The 20398-nt window shown below is 75.9% G+C and carries 23 protein-coding genes; 11 read left to right on the top strand and 12 right to left on the bottom strand.

All coding sequences use genetic code 11. From position 1 onward, the window contains the following. Positions 1–20: 20 nt before the first annotated feature. Positions 21–650: a 5-oxoprolinase subunit B family protein gene (locus tag ACI79T_RS08125; RefSeq protein WP_456609538.1), complete on the top strand. Its 630-nt coding sequence runs from the start codon at positions 21–23 to the stop codon at positions 648–650. Further along, positions 651–1502: a 5-oxoprolinase subunit C family protein gene (locus tag ACI79T_RS08120; RefSeq protein WP_456609537.1), complete on the top strand. Its 852-nt coding sequence runs from the start codon at positions 651–653 to the stop codon at positions 1500–1502. 23 nt (positions 1503–1525) lie between these two features. On the opposite strand, the gene ACI79T_RS08115 is transcribed toward ACI79T_RS08120, so the two are convergent. From ACI79T_RS08115 to glgA, 8 genes are all read right to left on the bottom strand, one after another. Next, entirely contained in the window at positions 1526–2320 is a 795-nt protein-coding gene (locus tag ACI79T_RS08115) for an ABC transporter ATP-binding protein (RefSeq protein WP_456609536.1), read from the bottom strand. Then, the gene (locus ACI79T_RS08110; RefSeq protein WP_456609535.1) at positions 2317–3414 is read right to left on the bottom strand and encodes a FecCD family ABC transporter permease; all 1098 of its coding nucleotides are present in this window, start codon (positions 3412–3414) and stop codon (positions 2317–2319) included. Before ACI79T_RS08110 ends, ACI79T_RS08115 begins: the two co-directional genes overlap by 4 nt. 14 nt (positions 3415–3428) lie before the next feature. Continuing rightward, positions 3429–4409 carry an ABC transporter substrate-binding protein gene (locus tag ACI79T_RS08105; protein WP_456609534.1) on the bottom strand — a complete coding sequence of 327 codons (981 nt, stop codon included), beginning with the start codon at positions 4407–4409 and terminating at the stop codon, positions 3429–3431. A gap of 256 nt (positions 4410–4665) precedes the next feature. Continuing rightward, a complete protein-coding gene (gene lepB, locus ACI79T_RS08100; RefSeq protein ID WP_456609533.1) occupies positions 4666–5214 on the bottom strand; it encodes a signal peptidase I in 549 nt (182 codons plus the stop codon). Positions 5215–5373: 159 nt separating this feature from the next. After that, complete coding sequence (locus ACI79T_RS08095) at positions 5374–6597, bottom strand: sensor histidine kinase (RefSeq protein ID WP_456609532.1); 1224 nt, start codon at positions 6595–6597, stop codon at positions 5374–5376. Between the two features lie 114 nt (positions 6598–6711). Beyond that, positions 6712–7395, bottom strand: a complete 684-nt coding sequence (locus ACI79T_RS08090) for a response regulator transcription factor (protein WP_456609531.1) — start codon at positions 7393–7395, stop codon at positions 6712–6714. 188 nt (positions 7396–7583) lie between these two features. Next, positions 7584–7991 carry a response regulator gene (locus ACI79T_RS08085; RefSeq protein ID WP_456609530.1) on the bottom strand — a complete coding sequence of 136 codons (408 nt, stop codon included), beginning with the start codon at positions 7989–7991 and terminating at the stop codon, positions 7584–7586. 373 nt (positions 7992–8364) lie between these two features. Next, positions 8365–9549 (bottom strand): glycogen synthase, encoded by a 1185-nt coding sequence (gene glgA, locus ACI79T_RS08080; RefSeq protein ID WP_456609529.1) that lies wholly within the window; start codon positions 9547–9549, stop codon positions 8365–8367. Between the two features lie 73 nt (positions 9550–9622). Between glgA and glgC the strand changes: the two genes are divergently transcribed. Beyond that, positions 9623–10843 carry a glucose-1-phosphate adenylyltransferase gene (gene glgC, locus ACI79T_RS08075; protein WP_456609528.1) on the top strand — a complete coding sequence of 407 codons (1221 nt, stop codon included), beginning with the start codon at positions 9623–9625 and terminating at the stop codon, positions 10841–10843. A 53-nt stretch (positions 10844–10896) separates the two neighbouring features. Next, positions 10897–11292 carry a hypothetical protein gene (locus ACI79T_RS08070; RefSeq protein ID WP_456609527.1) on the top strand — a complete coding sequence of 132 codons (396 nt, stop codon included), beginning with the start codon at positions 10897–10899 and terminating at the stop codon, positions 11290–11292. A 58-nt stretch (positions 11293–11350) separates the two neighbouring features. On the opposite strand, the gene ACI79T_RS08065 is transcribed toward ACI79T_RS08070, so the two are convergent. Then, the gene (locus tag ACI79T_RS08065) at positions 11351–12010 is read right to left on the bottom strand and encodes an O-methyltransferase (RefSeq protein WP_456609526.1); all 660 of its coding nucleotides are present in this window, start codon (positions 12008–12010) and stop codon (positions 11351–11353) included. 208 nt (positions 12011–12218) lie between these two features. Between ACI79T_RS08065 and sigE the strand changes: the two genes are divergently transcribed. From sigE to ACI79T_RS08045, 4 genes are all read left to right on the top strand, one after another. Continuing rightward, a complete protein-coding gene (gene sigE / locus ACI79T_RS08060; RefSeq protein WP_456609525.1) occupies positions 12219–12809 on the top strand; it encodes an RNA polymerase sigma factor SigE in 591 nt (196 codons plus the stop codon). Then, on the top strand, positions 12806–13375 hold the full coding sequence (locus tag ACI79T_RS08055; RefSeq protein ID WP_456609524.1) for an anti-sigma factor family protein: 570 nt from the start codon (positions 12806–12808) through the stop codon (positions 13373–13375). The genes sigE and ACI79T_RS08055 overlap by 4 nt, the downstream gene beginning before the upstream one ends. 101 nt (positions 13376–13476) lie before the next feature. Further along, positions 13477–14928 carry a S1C family serine protease gene (locus tag ACI79T_RS08050; protein WP_456609523.1) on the top strand — a complete coding sequence of 484 codons (1452 nt, stop codon included), beginning with the start codon at positions 13477–13479 and terminating at the stop codon, positions 14926–14928. A gap of 81 nt (positions 14929–15009) precedes the next feature. Continuing rightward, positions 15010–15375: a twin-arginine translocase TatA/TatE family subunit gene (locus ACI79T_RS08045; protein ID WP_456609522.1), complete on the top strand. Its 366-nt coding sequence runs from the start codon at positions 15010–15012 to the stop codon at positions 15373–15375. Positions 15376–15466: 91 nt separating this feature from the next. Here the strand turns inward: ACI79T_RS08045 and ACI79T_RS08040 are convergent, their stop codons facing one another. Continuing rightward, the gene (locus ACI79T_RS08040) at positions 15467–16618 is read right to left on the bottom strand and encodes an Mrp/NBP35 family ATP-binding protein (RefSeq protein WP_456609521.1); all 1152 of its coding nucleotides are present in this window, start codon (positions 16616–16618) and stop codon (positions 15467–15469) included. 267 nt (positions 16619–16885) lie between these two features. On the opposite strand from ACI79T_RS08040, the gene ACI79T_RS08035 reads away from it, so the two are divergent. From ACI79T_RS08035 to ACI79T_RS08025, 3 genes are read left to right on the top strand one after another with little or no spacing between them, the layout of a single operon-like run. Continuing rightward, entirely contained in the window at positions 16886–17578 is a 693-nt protein-coding gene (locus ACI79T_RS08035; RefSeq protein ID WP_456609520.1) for an AzlC family ABC transporter permease, read from the top strand. Further along, positions 17575–17886 carry an AzlD domain-containing protein gene (locus tag ACI79T_RS08030; RefSeq protein WP_456609519.1) on the top strand — a complete coding sequence of 104 codons (312 nt, stop codon included), beginning with the start codon at positions 17575–17577 and terminating at the stop codon, positions 17884–17886. Before ACI79T_RS08035 ends, ACI79T_RS08030 begins: the two co-directional genes overlap by 4 nt. Before the next feature lie 58 nt (positions 17887–17944). Further along, a complete protein-coding gene (locus ACI79T_RS08025) occupies positions 17945–18613 on the top strand; it encodes a DUF6518 family protein (protein ID WP_456609518.1) in 669 nt (222 codons plus the stop codon). A gap of 9 nt (positions 18614–18622) precedes the next feature. Here ACI79T_RS08025 and ACI79T_RS08020 read toward each other — a convergent pair whose 3' ends face one another. Together ACI79T_RS08020 and ACI79T_RS08015 are read right to left on the bottom strand one after the other, a co-directional pair. Further along, complete coding sequence (locus ACI79T_RS08020; protein ID WP_456609517.1) at positions 18623–19153, bottom strand: DUF1003 domain-containing protein; 531 nt, start codon at positions 19151–19153, stop codon at positions 18623–18625. Beyond that, positions 19146–20384 carry a magnesium transporter MgtE N-terminal domain-containing protein gene (locus tag ACI79T_RS08015; protein WP_456609516.1) on the bottom strand — a complete coding sequence of 413 codons (1239 nt, stop codon included), beginning with the start codon at positions 20382–20384 and terminating at the stop codon, positions 19146–19148. The genes ACI79T_RS08020 and ACI79T_RS08015 overlap by 8 nt, the downstream gene beginning before the upstream one ends. Between the last annotated feature and the right edge of the window lie 14 nt (positions 20385–20398).

Below are 20398 nucleotides of genomic sequence, written 5' to 3'. Positions count from 1 at the left end.
CGATGTCCCATCATGGTCCGGTGTCCGAGGGGGGAGCGGTCGCCCGTGCGGCGCCCTACGGCGACCGTGCGGTGCTGGTGGAGGCGGCGGACCCGGCCGACGTGCCGGAGCTGCGGGAGGCACTGACCACCACCCCCCTGGCCGGGCAGGTGGACCTGGTGCCGGCGGCGCGCACCGTCCTGGTGGTCCTCGACCGCCCACCCACCGACCTCGACGTCGCCGCGCTGCGGCGCCTGGCCCCGGCCCGGCCGGCCGCGAGGGCGCCCACGGCGTCCGTCGAGCTGCCGGTGGTCTTCGACGGTCCGGACCTGCCCGAGGTCGCCCGGCTCACGGGGCGCACCGAGGAGGACGTCGTCGCCGTGCTGACCGACGTCCGGTTCGTCGTGGCCTTCGGCGGCTTCGCCCCGGGCTTCGGCTACCTGACCGGGCTGCCGCCGGCGCTGCACGTCCCGCGCCGGGGGACCCCGCGCACCCGGGTGCCGGCCGGTGCGGTGGCGCTGGCCGGCCCCTATGCCGGGGTCTACCCGCGCGCCTCGCCCGGAGGCTGGCAGCTGGTCGGCCGCACCGGCGCGGTGCTCTTCGACGTCGACCGGGACCCGCCGGCGCTGCTCGCCCCGGGCACGGCGGTCCGGTTCGTGGTGGGCGGCTGAGTGCTCACCGTCCTCGACCCGGGCCCGCTCAGCACGGTCCAGGACGCCGGCCGGCCCGGGTGGGCGTCGATCGGGGTGCCCCGGTCCGGCGCCGCGGACGGGCCGGCCGCGGCCCTGGCCAACCGGCTGGTCGGCAACCGGCCGGCGGCCGCGGTGCTCGAGACGACCGCGGGCGGGCTGCGCCTGCGCGCCGAGCGGACGGTGCTGGTCGCGGTGACGGGGGCGCCGGTGCCGGTCTCGATCGACGGGCGTGCCGCACCGTTCGCCGCACCCACGACGCTGCCCGCCGGGGCGGTCCTGGCCCTGGGCGCCCCGCGCGCCGGCCTGCGCAGCTACCTCGCGGTGCGCGGCGGCGTCGACGTCCCGCCGGTGCTGGGATCGCGCAGCACGGACACCCTGTCGGGGCTCGGACCCCCCGCCCTCACCGCGGGGACGCGGCTGCCGGTGGGGGCGCTGGCGGGGGAGGAGCCGTTCGTCGACGTCGCCCCGGTGGGCGCGCCGGCGGAACGACCGGTGCTGCGCGTGCTGCCCGGGCCGCGGCGGGACTGGCTGGACGCGGCGGCGTGGGCGGCGCTGCTCGGCGAGGAGTGGCGGGTGAGCCCGGACAGCGACCGGGTGGCGCTGCGGCTGGCCGGCCCCCGGCTGGCGCGGGCGCGCGAGGGCGAGCTGGCCAGCGAGGGCCTCGTGCCGGGCGCGGTGCAGGTGCCGCCCGACGGCGCGCCGGTGCTCTTCCTCGCCGACCACCCGGTCACCGGCGGCTACCCGGTGCTGGCCGTCGTCGTCACCGCGGACCTGGCGGCGGCGGCGCAGCTGCGTCCGGGCGACGTCGTCCGCTTCCGGGCGGCCCGCTGAGGAGGGCGATCGAGGATCGCCGATCAGCGCAGCGGCAGGATCGCCGGGCCGTGCGGCCCCGGCACGATGCGGGCGCGGGCGCCGTAGTGGTCGGCCAGCGCGGCGGCGGTGAGCACCTCGTCCGGGCTGCCCTCCGCGGCCACCCGCCCGCCGGCCAGCAGGGTCAGCCGGTCGGCGTACTGGCCGGCCAGGGTGAGGTCGTGCAGCGTGCTCACGACCGTGAGCCCGTCCTGCCGGCGCAGCCGGTCCAGCAGGTCGAGCACCTGCTGCGCGTGGCCGAGGTCGAGCGCGGCGGTCGGCTCGTCGAGCAGCAGCACGCGCGGCTGCTGGGCCAGCGCCCGCGCCAGGACGGCGCGCTGCTGCTCCCCGCCGGACAGGGTGACCACGAGCCGGTCGGCCAGCGGCTCGAGGTCCAGGCGCTGGAGGACGTCGGCGACGATCTCCCGGTCGACCCGGCGGGGGGCGGCGAGCAACGGCCGGTGGGGGGTGCGGCCGAGCGTGACGTAGTCGCGGGTGGTGATGCCCTCGGGGAGCACCGGCAGCTGAGGGGCGTAGGCCAGCAGGCGGGCACGGTCGCGCCGCGGCATGCCGGTGGTCGGCACGCCGTCGATCCGCACCTGGCCCTGGGAGCGGTGCAGCCCGAGGACCGAGCGCAGCAGCGTGGACTTGCCCGAGCCGTTCGGGCCGATGACGGCCAGCCAGCCACCGGCCTCGACCGTGAACCGCACCGAGTCCAGCACCTGGGTGCGGCCGTAGGCGGCGCTCAGGTCGAGGACCTCGACCCGGGCGCCGCCGGGAGGGGTGGGCTGCCCGGTCATCGGCGCCGGGCCCCCGTCCACAGCAGGCCGGCGAAGAAGGGCGCACCGACGAAGGCGGTGACCACGCCGATCGGGAGCTCGGCCGGGGCCAGGAGAACCCGGGCGATCAGGTCGGCCAGCACCAGGAAACCGCCGCCGACCAGGACCGAGAGCGGCAGGACGCGGGTGTACGAGCCGCCGGCGAGCCGGCGGACGATGTGCGGGACGACCAGGCCGACGAAGCCGATGAGGCCGCTGACCGCCACCGCCGCGGCGGTGGCCAGGGAGGCGGCGAGGATGACCAGCAGCCGGAGCCGCCCCGGGTGCACCCCGAGCGCGCTCGCCTCGTCGTCGCCGACGGCGAGCACGTCGAGGGCCCGGCCGCAGCAGAGCAGGACGACGCCGGCGACCCCGAGATAGGGCAGCACGACCCCGACGTCGGACCACTGCGAGCTGCCGAGCTGGCCGATCATCCAGCCGTAGATCTCCCGCAGGTCGTCGGTGTTCTGCTGCTGCACCAGCGTCTGCGCCGCGGCCAGGAAGGCGGCGACCGCGATGCCGGCCAGGAGCAGGGTGGGGCTGTGCGACCCACCGGCCGCGGTGCCCAGCGCCAGCGCGCAGCCGACGCCGACCAGCGCTCCCACGAACGCGGCGAGCGGGACGATCCCCACCGGGCCGATCGACTGGACGGGGGAGTAGGCGATGACCAGGGTGGCGCCCAGGCCGGCCCCCGCGGCCGCCCCCAGGAGGTAGGGGTCGGCGAGCGGGTTCCGGAACACGCCCTGGTACGCGGCGCCGGAGACGGCCAGGGCCGCCCCGACCAGGACCGCGAGCACCACTCGCGGCAGGCGCAGCTGCAGCAGCACGGACGCCTGCGTGCCCTCGAGCCCGCCGGGCACGTCCACGCCCAGCGGGCCGACGGCCCGGTCGAGCAGGGTGGCGACGACGTCGCCGGGAGCCAGCGGCACCGCGCCCACCCAGACCCCCGCCAGCACGGCGGCCACGAGCACCGCCCCGGAGGCGCCGAACACCACGGCGGCCGGCCGACGGGACCGCACGGTCCCCGGTCCGGCCGCCGTGCGGCCGGACCGGGGACCGGAGGTGGTGGTGCTCATGCCGGGGCCGGGCCTCAGCCCTGGAGGGCCCCGGCGACGGTCTCGGCGAAGTCGGCCACGCGCGGCCCCCACCGGGACGCGACGTCGTCGTCGGCCTCGACGATCCGGCCCTCGGTCACGGCCGGCACGCTCGCGAACGCGGGCCGGTCGGCCACCGTCGCGGCGCTCTGGCCGCAGCACTTCGTGTCGGCGAGCACGATCAGCTCCGGCGCCTGGTCGACCACGAACTCGGCCGACAGCTGCGGGTAGCCGCCACTGGCGTCGGGAGCCTGGTCGGCGATGTTCTCCAGGCCGAAGAGGCTGTAGACGCTGCCGATGAAGGTCGAGCTGTCGGCGGAGTACAGCTCGGGGCCGAGCTCGTGGTAGACCCGCTGGCCGGCGACGTCGGTGGACACCGAGTCGACGGCGGCCTGGATCCGGTCCTGCACGTCGGCGACGACCTCGGCGGCCTCCTCCGGGTTGCCGGTGGCCTCGCCGAGCAGCTCGATCTGGGCGTAGGTGTCGTCGAGGTCCTCGGCGGCCTCGAGCAGCAGCACCGGGACGTCGAGGGTCTCGAGCGCGTCCACGATCCCGTTCGTGTCGTTGCTGACCACCACCAGGTCGGGGTCGTACTCCGCGACGGCCTCGGCGTTCGGCGTGAACGCCGACAGCTCCGTGGTCGGCGCCTCGGCCGGGTAGTCGGAGTTGTCGTCGACCGCCTCGACCTGGTCGCCGGCCCCGATGGCGAAGAGCATCTCGGTGGCCGAGGGCGACAGGGAGACGATGGACTCCGGGCGCTCCTCGAGGGTGACCTCGCCGTTGTCCGCGGTGACGCTGACGGGGAAGGCGTCGCCGCCGGCGGAGCTGGTGGCCGCGGTGTCGTCGCCGCCGTCGGAGGACCCGCCGCAGGCGGTCAGCGCCAGGAGCGGGGCGGCCAGCAGGGCGAGGGCCGGGCGGGAGCACCGTCGCGGAGCGCGCCCGGTCGTCCGGGCCGCGGGGGAGGAGGTGCCGAGCAAGGAAGAGCCTCCAGGGGAGGCGGCGGGCGTCGCTCCCGAGCTGACCCGACGCCCGATGCGCGACCCCTGCCGCGAGGGTCGGTTGCACGGCGCAGGGCAGGCGATCTGGCTCCGGCCCGCTCAGGGCCGTCACAGTTGCGGGACAGCGCCGGGTTCGCACCGGACTTCGCTGCGGCTGCACCGCCGGCAGACGCCGGCGGCCAGAAAGGTACCAGCGGCGGGGCGGCGGGCGGCCGGATCGGACCGGGCGGCGGGATCAGCAGGGTGACGTGGGCAGCGGGTGCGGCAGCGGCCACGCCCCGGCGACGACCACCCCGGCGACGCGGTCCTCGCCGACGGGTCCGAAGACGCGGGAGTCGATCGAGCCGCCCCGCTCGTCGCCGAGCAGGAAGACGGAGCCGTCGGGGACCCGCACCGGACCGAACCAGACGCCGTCGAGGTGCGCGGGGTCGCTCCAGGGCTCGCAGACGGCCCGGCCGTCGACCACGAGCACGCCGTCCTCGACGGCGACGGACTCCCCGCCCAGCGCCACGACCCGCTTGACCACCGGCTCGGCGTCCGGCCCGGGAGGGGTGGCCACCACGACGTCCCAGCGGTCCACGGACACCGGCCAGCGAAGGACCAGCACGGGTTCGCCGTCGTCCAGCGTGGGCGCCATGCTGCCGGACGCGACCCGCACCAGCTGGAGCGGGAGCACGCCCAGCACGGAGAGGACGAGCAGGACCAGGGCACCGGTCGCCAGCCGCCCCCACACGGGGGAGCGCGCCCGGGACCTGGTGCCCGGCGCCGCGTGCCGTCCCGTCACGACGGCCGCACCGGCGGTCCGGGGGTGTCCATGGGTCCCTCCTGTCCGCCGCTCCCGTCGTGCGGTGGCACCGACGGTGCCGGGCCGCTCGCGACCGGGGCAGCCGCACCCTGGGGCATCCCGCTCCCCCCAACGTGGGTGGTCCGCCCCCGGCGCCCGTCACACCTCGCGGTCCACCGGCAGCCGGGCCGTGACGCGAGCGCCACCACCCGGCCGGTCACCCGTGTCGAACCGACCGCCGAGCGCGAGGACCCGGTCGCGGCTGAGCTGCAGCCCCAGGTGGCCGTCGGGGCTGCGCTGGTGGCAGGACGGGAAGCCGACCCCGTCGTCGGCCACCTCGAGCCGGACCACCGTCCGCCGCCCGGACCCCTCCGCCTCGAGCGCCACCCAGACGTGCTCGGCCCCCGCGTGGTGGGCCACGTTGGCCAGGGCCTCCTTGGCCGTGCGGTAGAGGGTCGCGGCCTGCTGGGGGCCCAGCGGGGGGAGCGGCCCGGTCCGCACGTCGACCGTCAGCCCCCGCTCCTGCAGCGGCAGCGCCAGGTCGTCCAGCGCACGGGGCAGCCCGTCCGCCGACAGGTCGGGTGGGTAGACGTCGAGCATCACGCGGCGCAGCGAGGCCACCGCGGTCCGGACCACCCCCGCGAGCCGGTCGACCATCGCCTGCCGGGACTCGGGGACACTGCTGCGCAGGGCGCTGAGCGCGTAGCTGACCCCCGCCAGGTCCTGCACCGGCCCGTCGTGCAGGTCCGCGGCGATCGCCCGGCGCTCCCGCTCGGAGGACTCGAGGGCGGCGGCGGCGAGGGCGGCGCGCTCCTCGTCGTTGCGCCGGACCCGTCTGGCCAGCGAGGCAGCGATGGGGAACTGGATGGCCTGCAGCAGCACCAGGCCGCCGAGCGCCATCGGCAGCACCTCGCTGCGCAACCGGGCGGCCTGGCGCTCGATCACGGTGTGGTCGTAGTAGACCTCGAGCGCCAGGTCCTGACCGCTCCCCGACAGGGGGGCGTACACCTCCAGGGCCGGACCGGCGGCCGTCCCCTCGTAGGACGTCTCGGGGGACTCGTCCACCTCGGCGACGAGGGTGCCGGACAGCGCGCTGCGCAGCTCCTCGCTGATGGGGAACTGCTCACCGATCAGCTGGCGCTGGTTGGAGTACACCACCCGGCCCTGGTCGTCCCAGATGACGACGGACTCGATCGACGGGTCCCGGAGGCGGTTCGCGACCGCCCGCTCGAACTCGAAGCGGTCGGCGACCGTCCCGTTCAGGTAGCCGGGCACCAGCGGCCCGATCGCCAGGGCGGCGATCCGGACCGTCGTCCGCTCCACCTCCTCCAGTGCGTTCGACCGGGCGATGCGCTCGCTGATCAGCACGGTGGCGGTGGACACGGCGATCAGCGCCAGTACCCCCGCACCGGCGAAGTAGGTCAGTTCCCGTCCGTGGCCTGATCCGGGGAGACGTCGGTACCACGGGCGCGGGTCGGCAGCGGCCATCCCCCAGGTTCAGCGCTCGCGCGAGGCCGGCAGGAGCCCGACCTCCTGGGCCTTGATGACGGCCTCCAGCTGGGACCGGACGCCGAGCTTGGTGTGCAGCGACTTGACGTAGCCCCGGCACGTCTCGACGGTGATGCCCAGGAGGCGGGCGATCCCCTTGACCTGCATGCCGCGGCCGAGGCAGTCCAGCACCTCCTGCTCCCGCCGGGTGAGCACCGGCGGTGCGGCGGCGCGGGCGGCCGGGGCCGACGTCGCGCCGCCGGTGAAGGCGGACGGCGCGACGAGCATCTGGCCGAGCCGCACGCGCGAGAGCACGTCGATCATCTCGTCCAGCGAGCCGTTCTTCGGGATGTAGGCCGACGCGCCGGCCTGGGCCGCGCGGACCACCCAGGTCGGGTCGCAGTGGCCGGTGACGACGGCGACGACGGTCCGCGGCGCGACCTCCCGGATCTGGCGGGTCGCCGTGAGGCCGTCCTGGCGGGGCATCTCGATGTCCATGATCACGATGTCGGGCTGCAGATCGCGGGCCATGGCGACCGCCTGCGCGGCGGAGGTGGCCGTGCCCACGGGTGCCATGCCGGCGGAGCGGAGGGCGACGACCAGGAGCTCGGCGAAGGTGCGGTGGTCGTCCACGACCAGGACGCGCGCTGCGGCGACGCGGGCAGGGCGATCGGTCAGGGTCGTGAGCGGCACGGTCGACTCCCAGCTGCCGTGGCCCCCCGAGGGGCCGGTGGTGCGGGGAGTATGCGGTTGGCGCAGTTCCCCGTGGTACCGCGACGGCGCCTGTTGGGACCTTGGTCCCCGGCAGCTGCGGCGTCCGATCGTTGCGCCCTCGCGCTGGGTGACCGTGCCCGTAACGCTCGGTCGTGGCAGCTGTCCGGTCAGACGGGCCCGCTGGCCGTCGCCGGCTCCGGCCAGGCGCTGCCTCCGTCGGCGACGGTGCGGATGTGGTGGGGGAGCGCGTCGGAGTCCTCGCCCTTGGCGAGGAAGCCGGCTGCGCCGAGGGCCCTCGCCTCCGCCATCAGGCTGGAACCGACGGTGCCGGTGAGCAGCACCACCCGGACCTCGGGGCACTCCTCCCGCAGCTGCGCGGCGGCCTGCAGCCCGGTCATGCGCGGCATGACGTGGTCGAGCAGCGCGACGTGCGGACGGGTGGACCGGGCCGCGGGCAGCACCTCGTCCCCGTCCGAGCACGCAGCCACGACCGAGATGTCGGTGGTGGACCCGAACAGGTCCTCGAGCGCCAGCCGGACGCCCGTGTGGTCGTCGGCGATCAGCAGGCGGATCACGTGCACCCCTGTCCTGAGGTGACGGCCGCGTGCACCGGTGGTTCCGGCGCGGTGCGGCGGTGGGAGGGAGCCGGCCGGACTGTGCTGCCCCGACCGGCGGAGCGCCAACCGTGGACGGACGGCATTCGGCGCGTCGTCCGGGTCCGCCGGCGCGTGAGGGGGCCGGCTCCGCGGGCTCAGCGACCGGGCGGGGAGTGGATGGGGGTCGGCATGCGGTCCTCCTCCTGGGGCGATCGGGTCCCGGAGCCCCTCCGAGGGAGCGGTGACCGCGCACAGTCTCGGGTGTTCCGCCGGCCGGTGGACAGCCGAGGGGTGGGGACGTCGGTGCCCCCAATGTGGGGGCCCGGCCCCGGCGGTTCCCGTCGCCGGACGGTCACCCGCGGGCGGCGAGCACCCCCGCGTAGACGTCGACGGTCTGGCGGGCGATCGCGGCCCAGCCGAACTCCGCGACGACCCGCTCCCGCCCCGCCGCGCCCATGGCGGCGGCGCGCTGCGGATCGGCCAGCAGCTCGCCCATCCGGGCGGCCAGGCCCGCGGCGAACCCGGCGGGGTCCGCCTCCTCGTAGGGCACCAGCAGGCCGGTGCGGCCGTCGTCGACCACCTCGGGGATGCCGCCCACCGCGCTGGCGACGACGGCGGTGCCGCAGGCCGCGGCCTCGAGGTTGACGATGCCCAGCGGCTCGTAGACCGACGGGCACACGAAGACGGTGGCGCCGGTGATCAGCGGCACCAGCTGCTCGCGCGGCAGCATCGCCTCGATCCAGACGACGCCGTCGCGGCGGGCCTGGAGGGCGGCGACGGCGTCAGCGACCTGCTGCCGCTCCGCGGGGGTGTCCGCGGCGCCCGCGCAGAGCACCAGACCGGCGTCGGCGGGCAGCTGGTCGGCCGCCGCGAGCAGGTGCGCCAGCCCCTTCTGGCGGGTGATCCGGCCGACGAACAGCGCGTAGGGACGGTCGGGGTCGACGCCCAGCGCGCGGACGGTCTCCGGCTCGGCCACCGGGCGGTAGGCCTCGGCGTCGACGCCGTTGTGCACGACGTGCACGCGGGCGGGGTCGAGCTCGGGGTAGACGGCGAGTACGTCGTCGCGCATGCCCGCGCTCACCGCGACGACGGCGTCGGCGGCCAGGTAGGCGGTGCGCTCGGCCCAGGAGGACAGCCGGTAGCCGCCGCCGAGCTGCTCGGCCTTCCACGGGCGGCGTGGTTCCAGGGAGTGCGCGGTGATCACGTGCGGTGCCCCGTGCACGAGGGCGGCCAGCAGGCCGGCGGTGTTGGCGTACCAGGTGTGGCTGTGCACCAGGTCGGCACCGGCGAGGGCGGCGGCGATCTCGACGTCGACCCCCAGGGCCTGCAGCGCGCCGTTGGCCTCGCGCAGCCCCGCCGGCACGGTGTGCCCGGTCGCGTCGGCGCGCGCGCCGCCGAAGCAGTGGACGTCGAGCTCCAGCGGGCCGCCCGGCCCGGGAGGCAGCGCGCGGAGCGCCGCCACCAGGTGCTCGACGTGCACCCCCGCGCCGCCGTAGACGTCCGGCGGCCACTCACGCGTGACGATCCCGATGCGCACGCTGTCACCCTAGGGGGGCGGTCCCGGAGGACGGATGGCGCCGCCGTCCCCGGCAGCGGTTACGGTGCCTCCCATGCGCGGCGGTCCACGGGTACTCGGCATCGTCCTGGCGGGCGGTGAGGGGAAGCGGCTGGCTCCGCTCACCCGGGACCGTGCGAAGCCGGCGGTCCCCTTCGGGGGCAACCACCGGCTCATCGACTTCGTGCTCTCGAACCTGGTCAACGGCGACGTGCGGCAGATCGCCGTCCTGACCCAGTACAAGAGCCACAGCCTCGACCGGCACATCACCCAGACCTGGCGGATGTCGAGCCTGCTCGGCAACTACGTCACGCCCGTGCCGGCGCAGCAGCGCCTCGGCCCGCGCTGGTACACCGGCAGCGCCGACGCGATCTTCCAGAGCCTCAACCTGATCTACGACGAGCGGCCCGAGATCGTCGTCGTCTTCGGCGCCGACCACGTCTACCGCATGGACCCGGCGCAGATGATCCAGCAGCACCTGGACACCGGCGCCGGCGTCACCATCGCCGGGCTGCGGGTGCCGCGCCGCGAGGCGACCGAGTTCGGCGTCATCGACTCAGACGCCGCGGGGAAGGTGCGGGGCTTCCTGGAGAAGCCGGCCGACCCGCCCGGCCTGCCGGACTCGCCCGAGGAGAGCTTCGCCTCCATGGGCAACTACGTCTTCAGCACCGACGCCCTGCTCGAGGCGCTGCGCACCGACGCCGAGGACCCGGACTCGGTGCACGACATGGGCGGCTCGATCATGCCGATGCTGGCGGAGGCGGGGGAGGCGTGGGTCTACGACTTCTCCACCAACGTGATCCCGGGGGCGACCGAGCGGGACCACGGCTACTGGCGTGACGTCGGGACGATCGACTCCTACTACGACGCGCACATGGACCTCGTCTCGGTGACGCCGGTGTTCAACCTCTACAACGAGCGGTGGCCGATCTACACGCTGCCGCCGCAGCGCCCGCCGGCGAAGTTCGTGCTCGGCGGCCGCGCCGAGGAGTCGATGGTCAGCGCCGGCGCGATCATCGGCGGCGGCGCGGTGCGCGGCTCGGTCATCTCGCCCGGGGTCCGCGTCGAGCGGGGCGCCCGGGTCGAGGACAGCGTCGTCCTGGACGGCGCCTACATCGGTGAGGGTGCGCACGTCCGGCGGGCCATCCTGGACAAGAACGCGGTCGTGCCCGCCGGGGCGCGGATCGGCTACGACCCGGAGCTCGACCGCGAGCGCTACCACGTCAGCGCCGGCGGGATCACCGTCCTCGGCAAGGGCACCCGCGCCTACCTCTGATCCGGTCCGCTCGCCGGCTGCGGCGGTACCTGTCCGCGCCCTACGGTCGGGTCGTGACCTCGCGCTGGGCGGCCCCGTGCCTCGTGGCGCTCGTCCCCCTCGCGGGGTGCGGCTCCGGCACGAGCACCGGTGGCGGCGGGTGCGCGGGCCCGGCCATCACGGTGTCCGCGGCCACCGTGAGCCCCGGCTCCGACCTCGGCCTCACGGCGGAGCACGTGCGCGCAGGATGCAACGACACAGGGGGAGACCCCGCCGCTCCGGCACGGGACGTGCCGATCAGCCTCGTCCTCGAGGGCCCGACCGGGCAGCGCTACCCCCTGGGCGCCGTCGACGCGGATGCCCAGGCCCGCATCGAGACGACGGTGCGCATCCCCGAGGGCGTCCCTGCGGGGCCGGCACGCATCGAGGTGGGCCAGGGCGTGCTCCCCGTGGAGGTCGTGACCGGGTAGTGGTCGGCGAGGACCGTCGTTCGTCCGGCCCCGCCTGCTGAGGGCGTCCCGGAGCGGGTCAGACCCGCTTGGTGGCGACCAGCAGCCCGCTACCGATCGGGAGCACGGCCGGGAGCAGGCTCTCGTCGTCCCGGATCGTCCGGGCGATCTCGCGCCAGGCCACCGTCTGCGGGTCGCGGGCCGTGCGCTCGGCGATGCGACCGCCCTCGAGCAGCCCGTGGCAGGTGAGCGTGCCGCCGACCCGCACCAGGGACAGCAGCGCGGGCAGGTGCTCGGAGTACTCACGGGGCGGGCCGGCGCAGCAGACCATGTCGTAGCCCCCGGGCGAGAGCCGGGGGAGCACCTCGCCGGGGGTGCCGAAGATCAGCCGCACCCGGCTGGCGGGCACCTTGGCCTCGGCGAGCGCCAGGCGTGCCGCCCGGAGCTGCTCGGGATCGGCGTCCAGCGCCGTGAGGACGCCGTCGGGCCGCATGCCGCGCAGCAGCCAGAGCGCCGCGAGGCCGCCCCCGCTGCCGATGGAGACGACCGAGCGGGCGCCGGACGTGGCGGCCAGGACGGCGAGGGTGGCGCCCACGGGCGGCTCGACCGGGACCGCTCCCGACAGGACGTGCGCGCGGTGCCGCGCGGCCGCCATCTCGGGCGACTCCGCGGCGTAGCGGTCGGCGTAGGCGGCGCCCTGGTCTGTGCCGCGCCCGTGCGGCGGTTCCTCGGCGCTCATCACCGGCCGAGGGTAGTGGCCCCCGGCCCGACCACCCCGACCGCCGCGTCCTGGGCCGTACCTGTGCGTCTCCTGGGAGCCGCGGTGCGCGGGAACACGGATGTGCCGGTCGTCCGTTGAACCCTTCGTGCGCCTGAAGCGAGCCGTGTCCGCCCGACCCGCTGACGCCGGGGACGTCCTGACCGCCCCCGTCTGCGATCCTGGAGGCGTGTCCGAGGCCACCGCACCGCAGCCCTCCGGTCCGGGCGCGGAGCCCGACGCCTGGGTGGCCCCCACCTGGGAGCAGGTCGTGCGCGACCACTCCGCCCGCGTGTACCGGCTGGCCTACCGGCTCTCCGGCAACCCGCAGGACGCCGAGGACCTGACGCAGGAGACCTTCGTCCGGGTGTTCCGGTCGTTGGCCGACTACTCGCCGGGCACCTTCGAGGGCTGGCTGCACCGGATCACCACGAACCTGTTCCTGGACATGGTCCGCCGCCGGCAGCGGATCCGTTTCGACGCGCTGCCCGAGGACACCGAGCGGCTGCCCGGCCGGGCCCCGAGCCCGGAGCAGGTCTACGCCGACACCCACCTGGACCCGCAGGTGCAGGCCGCGCTGGACGCGCTCTCCCCGGAGTTCCGGGTGGCCGTGGTCCTCTGCGACATCGAGGGCCTCACCTACGAGGAGATCGCCGCGACGCTCGGCATCAAGCTGGGCACGGTCCGCAGCCGCATCCACCGCGGCCGGGTGCAGCTGCGGGAGGCGCTGGCGCACCTGGCCCCGCGTCGCGCGGGCACTCCCGGGGAGGTCGTGGCGTGAGCATCCCGGAGAGCCACCTCGCGCAGGAGGCGATCGCCGCGCTCGTCGACGGTGAGCTGACCGCCGGGCCCGCCGGCCGGGCGGCGCGGCACCTCGCCGGCTGCGCGACGTGCCGCATGGCGGTGGCCGCCCAGCGGGAGGCCAAGGAGGCCCTGCACGGCTCCGCGGACGTCGCGGTGCCGGGCGACCTCATGTCCCGGCTCTGCGCGATCCCCTTCACCGCCGACGTCCCGGGCTCCGGTGAGGGCACCGGGTCGATGAGCGCTGCTCCGGGCGAGCTCACCGTCTCCGGGAGCTCCGGCGCCTGGTCGCTCGACCTCACCGAGGGCGCGCACCGGCGCGGTCCCTTCGGCGGGCCCTGGTTCCGCCGCGGGGTGGCCGGGGCGCTCGTGGGCCTGGGTGCGGGCGTGACCGCGCTGGCGCTCACCCTCCCTGCCGATCCCGACCGCGTGCCGGGCGCCGACACCGCCCGCCCCGACCAGCACACCGAGGTCGCGCCACCGGTCCTGCGGACCGTCACCGTCGACACCTCCTCGGGCACCGGCTTCCCGGGCGGTACCCCCTGAGCGACTCCCGGGACGACCCGGCGGGCGTCCCCGCCGACGACGCGGTCTTCGCCCGGCCCGACGGGCAGTCCGGCGCGTTCGACGAGAGCGCGGCGCAGCGGTTGACCCCCCGCGCCGTTCCCGCACCGCAGCCCACTCCCGCGCAGGCCGGAGCGTTCGGCCGGCCCGAGCGCGTGTCGGGCAGCTTCGCCGGGAGCCGTCCCGCGGCGCCGCCGCGCCCGGTGCCGCCGCCCCCGCCGGAGGCCCTGCTGCGCGCCTTCGGCCCGCCCGCTCCCGGCCGCGGTGGCCTGCAGGACCCGCCCGGCGGCCGCCCGGGCGCGCGCCGGACCGCCACCGGACCGTGGTGGAAGGCCGACGCGCGCAGCGATCCCTGGCGCGACCCGGCGTCGCCCGCCGGCCTGGGTGCCCCGGCCGTCTACGACGAGGACAGCCAGCCGGGCCCGGTCCTCGTCGACGCCCAGGGCCGCCGCAAGGTCCGGCTGCGCGACGTCTCGGTGCGCCTGGCCACCCTCGCCGTGCTCGCCCTGCTGGTCGTCGGGCTGGTGGGCGGCGGCACCGGCTGGTACCTGACCCGCACCGCCGACGAGACGCCGCTGTTCACCCCCGGCACGACGCTCTCGCAGGTCGACCCGGGCATCACCCGCGAACCGGGCTCGGTGTCCGACATCGCCGACGCGGTCATCCCGGCGGTCGTCTCGATCGAGGTGCGCGTCGGCCAGGCCGGCGCGACCGGCTCCGGCGTGGTGGTCGACGGCGAGAACGGCTACATCGTCACCAACAACCACGTCATCTCCGGCGCCGACGAGGTCGAGGGCGCGGAGATCCGGGCGGTCTTCTCCGACGGCAGCGGCTCCGCCGCGCGCATCGTCGGCCGCGACCCGGCCAGCGACCTCGCGGTCATCAAGGTGGAGAAGCCGGGCCTGGTGACGGCGTCGCTCGGCCGCTCCGGCGACGTCGTCGTCGGCGACCCGGTGGTGGCCATCGGCTCGCCGCTGGGGCTGGCCGGCACGGTCACCAGCGGGATCGTCAGCGCGCTGGACCGCCCGGTGCGCCTCTCGGGCGAGGGCACCGACACCAACGCCGTCATCAGCGCCGTGCAGACCGACGCCCCGATCAACCCGGGCAACTCCGGCGGCGCGCTGGTGGACGCGAGCGGGGCGCTCGTCGGCATCAACACCGCCATCGCCTCCACCGGGGCCGGCGGCTCGATCGGCCTCGGCTTCGCCATCCCGATCGACACGGTGACCCGGATCGCCGACCAGCTGATCTCGACCGGCACCGCCGTGCACGCCTCCCTCGGGGTCAACGCCCGGTCGGTCACCGACGGCACCCGCGACGGCGCCCTGGTGCTCAACGTGGAGCCGGGCAGCCCCGCGGCGCAGGCGGGCATCCGCGAGGAGGACGTCATCATCGCGGTCGACGACACGCCGGTCGGCAGCTCGGAGGAGCTCGCCGTGGCGATCGACGCCCGCGAGCCGGGTGACCAGGTCACCCTCGAACTGGTGCGCGGGGGCAGCTCCCGCACGGTCGAGGTGACGCTCGGCACCGCCTGAACAGGGGGGCGACCGAACGGGGACTTCCGGCCTAGGCTGGTGCCGGCGACCGCGCGGGCGGTCGGCCAGACGGGAGCGACGGTGTTCGACTCGATCGGCTGGGGCGAGATCGCCGTCCTGGCGCTCGCGGCGCTGTTCATCTTCGGTCCCGAGCGCCTGCCCGACCTGGCCAAGGAGGCCGCGTCCGGGCTGAAGAAGATGCGCTCGGCCATCACCGGGGTGCGCGAGCAGGTCAACGACTCGCTGGGCGACGAGTTCTCGGACCTGCGGGATCTGGACCTGCGCAAGTACCACCCCAGGACCTTCATCCGCTCCCAGCTGATGGGCGACGACGAGGACGTCCCGGTGCGCCGGACCGGGGCCGCGGGCGCGACGGCGGCGACGGTGGTGGCCGCCCAGGCGCGCGACCGCGCCGTCCCGCCCCCCTTCGACATCGACGCCACGTAGCCGCCGACGACTCTGGGGGTGTTCCTCCCGCTCCCAGGGCCCTGCAGGACCCGGGAAGCGGGAGGAACACCCCCAGAGGGAGCCGGTCAGCTCAGTGCTTGACCGGCGTGAGGCCCAGGGACATGCCGGACAGGCCGCGCTGCCGGACGGCGAGCCCGTCGGCGATCTTCTCCAGGGCCTGCGCGGCGGGGGAGTCGGGGTCGGCGAGCACGATCGGCGCACCCGCGTCGCCGGCCTCGCGGAGCCGGGTGTCCAGCGGGATCTGGCCGAGCAGCGGCACCCGCGCACCGAGCGTCCGGGTGAGGGCGTCGGAGACGGTCTGACCGCCGCCGGAGCCGAACACCTCGACCCGGGAGCCGTCGGGCAGGTCCATCCAGCTCATGTTCTCGATGACGCCGACCACCTGCTGGTGGGTCTGGGTCGCGATCGCGCCGGCCCGCTCGGCCACCTCGGCGGCGGCCAGCTGCGGCGTGGTGACGACGAGGATCTCGGCGTTGGGCAGCAGCTGCGCGATCGAGATGGCGACGTCACCGGTGCCCGGGGGGAGGTCCAGCAGCAGGACGTCGAGGTCGCCCCACCACACGTCGGCGAGGAACTGCTGCAGCGCGCGGTGCAGCATCGGCCCGCGCCACACGACCGGGGTGTTGCCGGGGGTGAACATGCCGATCGAGATGACCTTCACGCCCATCGACTGCGGCGGCATGATCATGTTGTCGACCTGGGTGGGCTTGTCGTCGACGCCCAGCATGCGGGGCACCGAGTGGCCGTAGATGTCGGCGTCCACGACGCCGACCGCCAGCCCGCGCTTGGCCAGGGACGCGGCGAGGTTGACCGTGACGCTGGACTTGCCGACGCCGCCCTTGCCGGAGGCGACCGCGTAGACACGGGTCAGCGACCCCGGCTGCGCGAAGGGGATCACCGGCTCGGCGGCGTCGGACCCGCGGACGGTCTTGCGCAGCTCGCTGCGCTGCTCGTCGCTCATCACGTCGAGGGCGACCTGCACCGAGGTCACGCCGGGGACGGCCGAGACGGCCTGGGTGACCCGGTTGGTGATCGTCTCGCGCATGGGGCAGCCGGCGACGGTGAGGTAGACCTCGACGGCGACCGAGCCGTCCGGCCCGATCCGCACGTCCTTGATCATGCCCAGCTCGGGGAGCGGGCGGTTGATCTCCGGGTCCTGCACGGTGGCCAGGGCGGCGTTGATTGCATCGAGCGCCGGCTGGCCGGTCAGGGTGTCGGACATCGGGATGTGTGTCTCCTTCGACGGGGTACCCGGAACGGCCTCCGGGCCTCGGCGCTTGCCTCCACGGGTCTCCAGCCACTGTACGGCGGCTCCCACGGCGCTCCGCCGGGCGCGGGGGTGATCTGCTGCTCAGGCCGGTCCCGTGCGCGGGCGCACGACCGGCGCCGGAGGGGGCGCCGGGCGTCCCCGACCGCACGGTGCGCCGCCGGCGGGCACGTCCCGGGGAGGCTCCGTGAGCTCCGGGAGCGACGCCTAACCTCGGCGGACGTGTCCGATCCCGCCCGCACCCGCACGCTGCGCGACGCCGTCGGGCTGGGCCTCGCCGTCGGCCTCTACGGGGTGGCGTTCGGTGCGGCCGCAGACGCCGCCGGGCTCGACGTCTGGCAGGCGCTGGTGCTCTCGGCCGTCATGTTCACCGGGGCGTCCCAGTTCGCACTCATCGGCGTGCTGGGCGCCGGTGGCAGCGCGCTGGCCGCCGTCAGCAGCGCGCTGCTGCTCGGCACCCGCAACACCGTCTACGGCGTGCGGCTGGTGCCGCTGCTGCGCCCGCGGGGCCCGCTCCGTCGTGCGGGGACGGCGCACTGGGTCATCGACGAGACGACGGCGTTGTCGCTGGCGGCCCCCGACCGTGCGCTCGCCGGGCTGGCGTTCCTGGTGGGCGGGGCGACGCTCTACCTGACCTGGAACGCGACGACCGTCGTCGGTGCGCTGGGTGCGGCGGCGCTGGGCGGTACGGCGCGGGCGGCGCTGGACGCCGTCGTCCCGGCCGCGTTCCTCGCCCTGCTCTGGCCGCGGCTGGGCCGCGCCTTCCCCGAGCCCGCCGTGCAGCGCCGGGTGGCGCTCGGCGGCGCGGTGGTCGCGCTGGCGCTCACCCCCTTCGTCCCGCCGGGGGTGCAGGTGGTCGCCGCGGTGGTGGCGGTCGCCCTGGCCGGCCGGCCGCGGCGGGCGGTGGCCTCGTGAGCAGCACCTGGACGGCGGTGCTCGTCGCCTCCGTCGGCTGCTACCTGCTCAAGCTGGCCGGGCTGTCGGTGCCCGCGGCGTGGGTGGAGCAGCCCTGGGTCGCGCGGGTCGTCGACTTCGTGCCGGCGGCGCTGCTGGCAGCGCTCGTCGTCGTGCAGGGGCTGACCAGCGGCGACGACGTCGTGGTCGACGGCCGGCTGGCCGGGCTCGCCGTCGCGGCGCTCGCCCTGGCCCTGCGGGCGCCGTTCATCCTGGTGCTCGTCCTCGCCGGGGCGGCCGGCGCGCTCGTGCACGTCCTCACCGGCTGACCGGTACCGCCGCGCGCCGCAGCCACCGCCGTCGTGGCTGATCGGCCACCATCGCGGCGTGACCGAGGTGCGCGACGAAACCCCCACGCCCGCCCGTCCGGGACCCGGAGCGGGCGGCCTGCTCCGGCCGGCCGGGTTCGCGCTGCTGGGCGTGCTCGCCGGGATCGCGGCCAAGGCGGGGGACGAGTCGGGCTGGCAGTGGGCCGGCGACCTGGGCACCTACCCCGCCGCCTGGGTGCTGGTGGTGGCGCTGATCGGCCGGTCCGCGCCCCGCGTGGGCGCCGCCGCTCTCCGCGCGGCCGTCTTCTTCGCCGCGATGACCGCCGCCTACTACGGCTGGGCGGTGGTCGTGCTGGGGTTCGGCTACGAGCCGGAGCTGGTCCTCGCCTGGCTGCTGCTCTCCGCCACGGCGGTGGCCGTCTTCGCCGCGGCGACGTGGTGGGCCAGCTGCCGACCCGGTCCGGCGGCCGGTGCCGTGCTCGCCCTGGCCGCGGGCACGGCCCTGGTGAACGGCGCGGTCCGGGGGCTCTGGCTGGAGTGGACCGGCAGCGACGTGGTGCTGCACCCGGTCCAGGCGGTGGTGGAGGTCGTCGTCGCCCTCGTGGTCGTGCTGGCCCTGCCGCGGCACCGGAGCACCCGCCTCTGGGCGCTCGGGCTGCTGCTGCCGATGGCCTGGCTGGCGCAGGAGCTGGTGAACCGGCTGCTCTACGACACCGGGATCATCTGACCCGCCGCGTCAGGCCACCGGGTCGGCCTGCTCCCGGCGCTTCTTGCCCTTCTTCTTGCGCTCGCCGCCGTCGTCGTCGCCGTCCTCGGGCACCAGCCGGTTCAGCTCGCTGCGGATGAAGTCACGCGTGGCCAGCTCACCGACCGCGACCCGCACCGAGGCGAGCTCGCGGGCGAGGTACTCGGTGTCCGCGCGGGTCGACGCGGCCCGCGCGCGGTCCTCCTCGGCCTGCACCCGGTCCCGGTCGGCCTGGCGGTTCTGCGCCAGGAGGATCAGCGGGGCGGCGTAGGCGGCCTGCGTCGAGAACGCCAGGTTGAGCAGGATGAACGGGTAGGGGTCCCAGCGCAGCCGCACGGCGAAGACGTTGAGCGCGATCCAGACGACGACCAGGATCGTCTGCACGGCCAGGAACCGGCCGGTGCCCAGGAAGCGCGCGATGCCCTCGGCGAACTGCCCGACGGCGTCCGGGTTGAGCCGCAGGAAGCTGCCGAACCGCCGTGCGCCACCGCTGGGGACGTCGAGCCGGGGGCCGTCAGCCACGGCGGGCCCGCTCCCGCCAGTCCTCGGGCAGCAGGTGGTCCAGCACGTCGTCGACGCTGACCGCACCGACCAGCCGGCCCTGCGCGTCCACCACCGGTGCGGCCACCAGGTTGTAGGTGGCGAAGTAGTGGGTGACCTCGGCCAGCGGGGCCTCCGGCTTCAGCGGCTCGAGGTCGTCGAGCACCCCGCTGACCAGCGTCGACGGGGGCTCGCGCAGGAGGCGCTGGATGTGCGCCAGCCCGAGGTAGCGGCCGGTCGGCGTCGCCGACGGCGGGCGGCAGACGTAGACCTGGCTGGCCAGCGACGGCGTGATCTCCTCCTGGCGCACCCGCGCCAGGGCTTCGGCGATCGTCGCGTCCGGGGCGAGGATCACCGGCTCGCTGGTCATCATCCCGCCGGCGGTGTCCTCCGAGTACTTGAGCAGCTGCCGCACCGACTCGGCCTCGTCGGGCTCCATGAGCTCCAGCAGCCGGTCCCGGTCGACGTCGTGCAGCTCCGACAGCAGGTCCGCGGCGTCGTCGGGGTCCATCTCCTCGAGCACGTCGGCCGCCCGGCCCTCGTCCAGGGTGCCGAGGATGGTGATCTGCTCGGCCTCGGGCAGCTCGCCGAGGACGTCGGCCAGCCGCTCGTCGTCCATGGCCTCGGCCACCTCGTGCCGGCGCTTGATCGGCAGCTCCTGCAGCGCGTGCGCCATGTCCGCGGCGTTCAGCTCGCGGTAGGTGGCGATCAGCGTCTCCGCGCCCTGCCCGGTCTGCGGCAGCGCCAGCCCGGTCACCTCGTCCCAGGCGAGCTGGTGCAGCTGCCCGCGGCGGCCGAGCCGGCCGGGCTCCTGGACGGCGAGCCGCGAGAGCAGCCAGTCACCGGTGCGGGTCTGCTCCATCGCGGCGTCCACCACGTGGGCGGGGCGGCCGGACTCGTTGATCCGGACCTGCCGGTCCAGCAGCTCGCCCAGCACCAGCGTCTCGCCGGCCCGCTGCTCGAACCGCTTGAGGTTGAGGGTGCCCGAGTTCAGCATCACCGCGCCCGGGTCCAGGGCGGTGACCCGGCCCATCGGCACGAAGATCCGGCGCCGGGCGACCACCTCCACGACCACGCCCAGCACCCGGGGGCACGCGGTCCCCACGCGGAGGCCGACGACGACGTCGCGGACCTTCCCGACCCGGTCGCCGTTGGGGTCGAAGACGGTCAGCCCGGCGAGCCGGGAGACGTACGCCCTGGTCACCGTCGTCACGGCCCGAAGGCTAC

This window comes from Blastococcus sp. SYSU DS0619, assembly GCF_054051035.1.
This window is presented reverse-complemented; position numbering and strand designations above follow the sequence as displayed.